Genomic DNA, 6974 nt, shown 5'->3' on the forward strand with positions numbered 1-6974 from the left:
TTAAGTGCGATATTCCCTATGACTGCTACCCAACTGCCGATCTCAGCCACAAATCTAGCCAAAACTGAGCGCGATTGCCAAAAATATCACATTGTCACCTTTGGCTGTCAGATGAATAAGGCGGATTCTGAGCGCATGGCAGGCGTTTTAGAGAATATGGGCTATACCGCTACTGATGAAGCGGAGACAGCAGACCTGATTTTGTACAATACTTGCAGCATTCGTGACAATGCCGAGCAAAAAGTTTATTCCTACTTGGGCAGACAGGTAAAACGCAAACATGCAAACCCCAATCTCACCCTTGTTGTGGCTGGATGTGTGGCACAGCAGGAAGGCGAGGCACTGTTGCGGCGCGTACCAGAGCTAGATTTGGTGATGGGGCCTCAGCATGTCAATCGCCTCGAAGACCTCTTAACCCAAGTCTTTAATGGCAACCAAGTTGCTGCCACCGAAGAAGCCTATATCGAAGAAGACATTACCAAACCAAGACGCAACAGCACGATCGCGGCGTGGGTAAATGTAATCTATGGTTGTAACGAGTCCTGTACCTACTGTATTGTGCCGGCTGTACGCGGTAAGGAACAATCTCGCACCCCTGAGGTGATTCGCCAAGAAGTCGCTTCCCTAGCGGCGCAGGGCTACAAAGAAATCACGTTGCTGGGACAAAATATTGATGCCTATGGGCGCGACCTTTCTCCAGGTGGTGTAGGCGCTGGGGTTGGGGGCAAAATTACGCTCACAGACTTGCTGTACTTTATTCACGATGTTGAGGGTATTGAGCGTATTCGCTTTGCTACCAGTCATCCCCGTTACTTTAGTCCGCGTCTGATTAAAGCCTGTGCCGAACTGCCAAAGGTCTGCGAACATTTTCATATTCCGTTTCAGTCGGGCGATAACAATGTGCTTAAGGCGATGGCGCGGGGCTATACCCAAGAGAAATATCGCCGCATTATCGATTCGATCCGCGAAATTATGCCCGATGCCTCGATCAGTGCCGATGCGATCGTAGCTTTCCCCGGTGAAACCGAGGCACAGTTTGAAAATACGGTGCGGATGGTAGAAGAAATTAGCTTCGATCTGGTGAATACGGCTGCCTATTCGCCACGTCCCGGTACGCCTGCGGCGGTGTGGGACAATCAGCTTAGTGAAGCAGTCAAGAGCGATCGCTTGCAAAGGCTCAATCATGTGGTCAATCAAAAAGCGGCGGAGCGATCGCAGCGCTATCTGGGACGCACGGAATCGGTCTTGATCGAAAGTGTCAATCCCAAAAATGCCAAGCAGCTCATGGGGCGCACGCGCGGCAATCGTCTCGTTTTCTTAGAAAATGTGGGTCTTTCAGAGGTACAATTTACCAGTTCGATCGGCGAAATTCTCAATTTATACATCACCGAAGCAAGACCTTTTAGTTTGACTGGTGTAATTGTCTAAAATTGTGTTATTCTAGCTAACCGCGCGGGTCGCTAACTCAATGGTAGAGTACTCGGCTTTTAACCGAATAGTTCCGGGTTCGAGTCCCGGGCGACCCATTTTTTGTCTGAGCCTTTCTATATAGCGTTTGTGAGCCTAAAGTAAGCTGACAGTATTCCTGCTATTTTCAGAGATTTAGGAACTGTTCAAGTATGCTGGCGATCGCCTCTCTGCCAGAACTGCGATCGCACGGATTTTAATTTACAATTCTACGCATGGATAATGTAGCAATTTTAAAGGCGGAAAACCTGTCCAAGGCTTTTGGCGGGATTAGGGCAGTCCAAAATGCTCGCATTGAAGTGCCAGTGGGGAGCATTACAGGGCTGATTGGGCCTAATGGTGCGGGTAAGACGACATTCTTTAATTTATTGTCTAATTTTCTCAAGCCCGATCTCGGTACGGTGCAACTGATGGGTGCGCCAATTCAGGGTAAGCCACCCCATGCGATCGCGCAGTTGGGCATGGTCAGGACTTTTCAAGTGCCGCGCGTGCTCTCTCGTCTTTCTGTGCTTGAGAATATGCTGCTTGCCGCTCAAGATCAAATTGGTGAGAAATTTTGGAATGCTTGGTTTCAGGCAACCAAAATTGCCGAGCAAGAACGTCAAAATCGTGAAAAAGCGAGGCATATTCTCGAATCCATTGGCATGATTCACATGGCAGACAACTATGCAGGTTCTCTTTCGGGGGGGCAGCGTAAGTTACTAGAGATTGGTAGGGCTCTGATGAGCGATCCGAAGTTAATTTTATTGGACGAACCCGCCGCAGGCGTGAATCCTGCTCTGATCGAAGAGATCTGCGGTCACATTCAGCAATGGAACCAATCGGGTTTGAGTTTTTTGATCATCGAGCACAATATGGATGTGATTATGTCTCTGTGCGATCGCGTTTGGGTGTTGGCAGAAGGTCGCTATCTCGCAGATGGTACGCCTGAGGAAATTTGTTGCAATCCCCAAGTTCTAGAAGCCTATTTAGGTAGTGGTTAGCTGTTAGTTATTGGCAGTTAGCTGTAAATTGCTGATCGATAACTTGACTGCTGAATGCTGATTTTGTCAGGGTGAACTTTTAGCGTGAATTGCTAAAGACAGCCACTAAAATGAGTCTATGACTACATCCCCTAAACCAGAAGATCTCACCAAGCTAAAAGCCGATCTGCATCGGCTGATCGATCGCCTGCCAGAACTTGAAAATAATGACTTAATTCAATCGTCTTTAGAAGCGATCGCACTTCTCAGTCAAAATCCCACTGAACGTCTCGACTGGAAGCTGATTTCAGGCTCTTTGCAAGATTTCCAGAAAGCGATCGCGCTGTTTCACCCCTATGGCAGTACTCGCAAAGTGAGTATTTTTGGCTCTGCCCGCACTTTACCAACCGATCCTGAATACCAACAGGCACTCGATTTTGCTCAGTGCATTAGTGCTAAAGGTTTTATGGTGATAACAGGTGGTGGTGGTGGCATTATGGCAGCAGGTAATGAGGGGGCAGGAAAGGATCTCTCTTTTGGGTTAAATATTTCTTTGCCATTTGAGCAGGTTGCTAATGACTATGCGAATGGCAGATTTATGAACTTTAAGTATTTTTTCACCCGCAAGTTATTTTTCTTGAAAGAAAGTGATGCGATCGCTTTATTCCCCGGGGGATTTGGGACTCAAGATGAATTTTTTGAATGCCTCACGCTCTGTCAAACGGGAAAAGCGACACCTAGGCCACTTGTGCTTATAGACAAACCAGGTGGCGACTATTGGCAACAATGGGATGAATATATTCAAAAGCACTTGCAAAAACGCGGTCTAATTACTGCTGGCGATCGCAATTTGTACGTGATTACCGACAAAGTCGAGCGAGCTTGTCAGGCAATTCATGACTTTTATAAGGTCTATCACTCCAGCCGTTGGGTGAAAAATCTATTTGTTGTGCGGCTCAATTTTGATATTTCCGATGCTCACCTAGATCGACTCAATCAAAATTTTAGTGATGTACTGGTTAAGGGGAGCATCCAACGAAGTAAAGCTCTATCCCAAGAAAAAAGAGAACCGCACATTCTATCGTTACCCCGATTGGTCATGTATTTTAATCAGCGTAACTACGGTCGCCTTCAGCAGCTAATTTTGGAAATTAACCAAACCTGTGATGATGAAATCCTGTGCCATTCTGAATATCATCCTGAAAGTAAATAATCCTGAGAAAATTCCAACGACTAACGGCGGTAATATCGCATAAATTGATCGACGCCTCTAGCGATCGCTGCGCCCATGCGCTCTTGGTAAGCAGGATTATTCAGATTGGCAGCATCTCTTGGATTTGTGACAAACCCTGTCTCTACCAAAATTGCAGGCATCGTGGTATTGCGAATTACATAAAATCTTGCCGCTCTAACGCCGCGATCGATTGCACCCGTTCCAGCTATGAGTTGCTGATGCACAGCACTGGCAAGCTGCTGGCCTAAAACGGCTCCAGGGGCGTAATAGGTTTCAATCCCACTAACTTCATTTGCTCTTGATGCCAGAGAGTTGGCATGAACGCTGACAAATACATCGCCTTTAACATTTTCAGCCACTTGTACGCGTGGCTCTAAGTCTAAGTCAATATCACCTGTACGGGTATAAACCACAGAGTAGCCCATCTGTTGCAAGGCTCGACCTAGTTGAAACGCGATCGGCAAAACGACATTCTTTTCATAAATTCCATTCCCGATCGCACCCACATCAGGTCCTCCATGTCCTGGATCGATGACTACCAATCCTCTGCCTCGATTGGACGGTACAGAAGTTGAAGGTATGGTTGTCGGCGTAGGTATGGTTGAAGATGGAATTTGACCGATTGTGCCGCCCTTAGGACGGTACAAAGACAGCGATACTTGCCTCGCACTTCCACTGCCAACATCTTGTAAACGCCAGCCTGCTGTCGTTTGAATTCCAATCAATACTGAATTTCCCACTTGTGTCATCCGAATCCGCTCTAGCGGACTATTGGCACTTAGTGTTGGCTTTTGCAGTTGAGCGGAAATGCGGGCAGGCGTAATTGTGAGATTGTAAGTATTGGAAGTGAGATCTTGGCTACCACGATAGGTAAATCCCTGATCTGCCTGAATAATTAGCTGACCAGAACTCGTCACCACCAAAGCTTGAATCGTTGCAGGTATTGCTGTACTTGCGCCCCCACCATTGGATACTAATGGTGAAGGCTGAGGTGTGGGAGTTGTCGCACCCGTTGGTTTTAAAACTAGCACCCCACTTGCAGGATTAAAGCTACTTCGCCAAGCCGTATTCGCCGTATTGGGATCTAGATCGAAGACGAGACGCGCGATCGCAGGGCTTTGCTGAAACTGAGCAACCCTTACTTGCTTCACCCCATAGCGATTTAAAGGGATGACTGAACCATGCATCTCTGATGCAACTTCCGTTCCCTGTAGATCGACAATCATGCGATCGGGATTCGCAACCCGCCACATATTTACTTGAGGACTGCCATTAATCAACAGCAGCAAGCCATCAGGTGAAGCTTGAACTCCTCTAAGCCTGAACCCGTTATTTAAACTAGTCGGATTTATCTGGGCTTGAAGTACAGACTCTTCAGACACTGGATTAACTCTGGACTGAGCTAAAACTGCTGAAGTGCCACAACAATATCCAACGAGGCAAAAACTAATGCCAAACCAAAGCTGCTTGTATTTCAATACAGTACTCCCATGTGAAAATTCAGAGAGCCATAAGGGAAACTTTAAGACAGCAATTCTACAGGAGAGAGCGACACATTTTCCACTGATGGCACTTTGCCTAGCCAGCGACTAGAAACCTGAGCAAACTGCTCGGGATCGCCACTGACATAAAACTTCGTTAGATTTCGATTCCCTGCACTCCTACCTTCACTATGACGTAATCCTAAAATATCCAGTTCCTGCATAGCTGCCTTGACAACGTACTTGGCTGGGTCGATAAACCGTACATGAGCAGGCACGATATGCCGCAAAATATCCTTGAGATGAGGATAATGCGTGCAACCAAACACCAACGTATCGATTTTCGCTTTCAGTAAGGGTGTTAGATATTCACTGGCAATTTGCAAGGTGTAAGGATCGTTAATCCGATTTGACTCAATCAGAGGCACAAACTCAGGACAGTCAACTTGCCAGATTTCTGCTTGAGGACAGCTCTCTAGCATGGCTTGTGTATAGGCTCCGCTGTTAACCGTTGCAGTTGTCGCAATTACCCCAATCCGCTTGCCTTTTTGTACAGCAGCTCTTGCCCCAGGCAAGATCAAACCTAAAATTGGTAGGTCAAACTCCCGTCGCACAACATCTAACGCCAGAGCAGAACTGGTGTTACAAGCCATAATCACCATCTTGACTGACTGAGACTGCATCCAGACCAAAATTTGGCGGACATATTCAATAATTTCTGATTGCGTCCGCTTGCCATATGGTAAACGTGCAGTATCACCAAAATAAATAATTGACTCTTGCGGTAACTGGCGATGCATCTCTTGTAGTACTGTTAGCCCCCCTACCCCACTATCAAAAACACCGATAGGATACTGTGTATCATGCTTGTACGTTAGCATTTCGCTTCGCTGATTTGAAAACATTCACTTCCTCACACATCACACTGCTCACAGTAAAGCATAATTTTCAAAATGTTCATATTCACTTAGCTAGTTTGTGCTTAGCTAATGACCCTAGCCCAACCGGTGAATGAATCATGTCATTAAAGTTGGAAGGGTTCAGAAGCCACTTATACTTAACTCTAAGTACATTTACGGCTCTTCACTGAGAGCTAAAACACTTTAGGAGTATCAAAGTAATTTTTATGGATTTATCGCGGATTCCTGCTCAACCTAAGCCCGGCATTCTTAATGTCCTAATCGAAATTCCTGCGGGCAGCAAAAACAAATATGAGTTTGATAAAGACCTCAATGCTTTTGCGCTCGATCGCGTGCTTTATTCATCCGTACAGTATCCCTATGATTACGGCTTTGTCCCCAATACCCTAGGCGATGATGGCGATCCCCTTGATGGCATGGTGATTATGGATCAACCCACATTTCCTGGCTGTGTAATTCCTGCACGTCCGATCGGCATGCTGATCATGATTGACGGTGGCGATCGCGACGAAAAAATTCTCTGTGTCCCCGACAAAGACCCTCGGTATGCCAACGTTAAAACCTTGTCAGATATTTCTCAGCATCGTCTTGATGAAATTGCCGAATTTTTCCGTAGCTATAAAAACCTAGAGAAAAAAGTAACCGAGATTAAAGGCTGGGAAGGCGTAGAAGCAGTGAATGCGCTTGTTGCCAAAGGCATAGAAGCTGGGTTTGGTAAATAGCTACACGACTCAAAGCTTTGCCTGCTAACCGTTACAAGCTATTCCAAAAAAACATTTGCAAAGGGGGTTGACAAAGCCAGATAAGTTAGGTAGCCTAGTAAGGCGAAAAAACGAGAGCAAACGAAAGGAGTTCTCGAGAAAGCGCCAGAACCAAGACAAGAGAATAGTTTGGAAGCCAAAGAGCACTA

At 46.3% G+C, this 6974-nt stretch carries 6 protein-coding genes and 1 tRNA gene; 5 read left to right on the forward strand and 2 right to left on the reverse strand.

Features of this window, described 5'->3' with window-relative positions; genetic code table 11:
• The first annotated feature begins 18 nt into the window (after nt 1–18).
• The 4 genes from miaB (at nt 19) to ACP2WE_RS21655 (ending at nt 3642) form a co-directional block, all read left to right on the forward strand.
• Entirely contained in the window at nt 19–1428 is a 1410-nt protein-coding gene (miaB, locus tag ACP2WE_RS21640; RefSeq protein ID WP_425217606.1) for a tRNA (N6-isopentenyl adenosine(37)-C2)-methylthiotransferase MiaB, read from the forward strand.
• A gap of 26 nt (nt 1429–1454) precedes the next feature.
• Nucleotides 1455–1526, forward strand: a tRNA-Lys gene (locus ACP2WE_RS21645).
• Between the two features lie 156 nt (nt 1527–1682).
• Nucleotides 1683–2450, forward strand: a complete 768-nt coding sequence (locus ACP2WE_RS21650) for an ABC transporter ATP-binding protein (protein ID WP_425217607.1) — start codon at nt 1683–1685, stop codon at nt 2448–2450.
• Nucleotides 2451–2568: 118 nt separating this feature from the next.
• On the forward strand, nt 2569–3642 hold the full coding sequence (locus ACP2WE_RS21655) for an LOG family protein (protein ID WP_425217608.1): 1074 nt from the start codon (nt 2569–2571) through the stop codon (nt 3640–3642).
• Between the two features lie 20 nt (nt 3643–3662).
• On the opposite strand, the gene ACP2WE_RS21660 is transcribed toward ACP2WE_RS21655, so the two are convergent.
• Together ACP2WE_RS21660 and murI are read right to left on the reverse strand one after the other, a co-directional pair.
• Nucleotides 3663–5141 carry an N-acetylmuramoyl-L-alanine amidase gene (locus ACP2WE_RS21660; protein ID WP_425217609.1) on the reverse strand — a complete coding sequence of 493 codons (1479 nt, stop codon included), beginning with the start codon at nt 5139–5141 and terminating at the stop codon, nt 3663–3665.
• A 44-nt stretch (nt 5142–5185) separates the two neighbouring features.
• Complete coding sequence (gene murI / locus ACP2WE_RS21665; RefSeq protein WP_425217610.1) at nt 5186–6025, reverse strand: glutamate racemase; 840 nt, start codon at nt 6023–6025, stop codon at nt 5186–5188.
• 245 nt (nt 6026–6270) lie between these two features.
• Between murI and ACP2WE_RS21670 the strand changes: the two genes are divergently transcribed.
• The gene (locus ACP2WE_RS21670) at nt 6271–6786 is read left to right on the forward strand and encodes an inorganic diphosphatase (RefSeq protein WP_330485781.1); all 516 of its coding nucleotides are present in this window, start codon (nt 6271–6273) and stop codon (nt 6784–6786) included.
• The last annotated feature ends 188 nt before the right edge of the window (nt 6787–6974 follow it).

Source organism: Tumidithrix helvetica PCC 7403, assembly GCF_965232925.1.
In the GTDB taxonomy this organism is placed as follows: domain Bacteria; phylum Cyanobacteriota; class Cyanobacteriia; order Pseudanabaenales; family Pseudanabaenaceae; genus Tumidithrix; species Tumidithrix helvetica.

Coding starts and splice junctions, on each gene's coding strand:
- miaB (WP_425217606.1), top strand. CDS start 19: ATGACTGCTACCCAACTGCCGATCTCAGCCACAAATCTAGCCAAAACT.
- ACP2WE_RS21650 (WP_425217607.1), top strand. CDS start 1,683: ATGGATAATGTAGCAATTTTAAAGGCGGAAAACCTGTCCAAGGCTTTT.
- ACP2WE_RS21655 (WP_425217608.1), top strand. CDS start 2,569: ATGACTACATCCCCTAAACCAGAAGATCTCACCAAGCTAAAAGCCGAT.
- murI (WP_425217610.1), bottom strand. CDS start 6,025: ATGCTAACGTACAAGCATGATACACAGTATCCTATCGGTGTTTTTGAT.
- ACP2WE_RS21670 (WP_330485781.1), top strand. CDS start 6,271: ATGGATTTATCGCGGATTCCTGCTCAACCTAAGCCCGGCATTCTTAAT.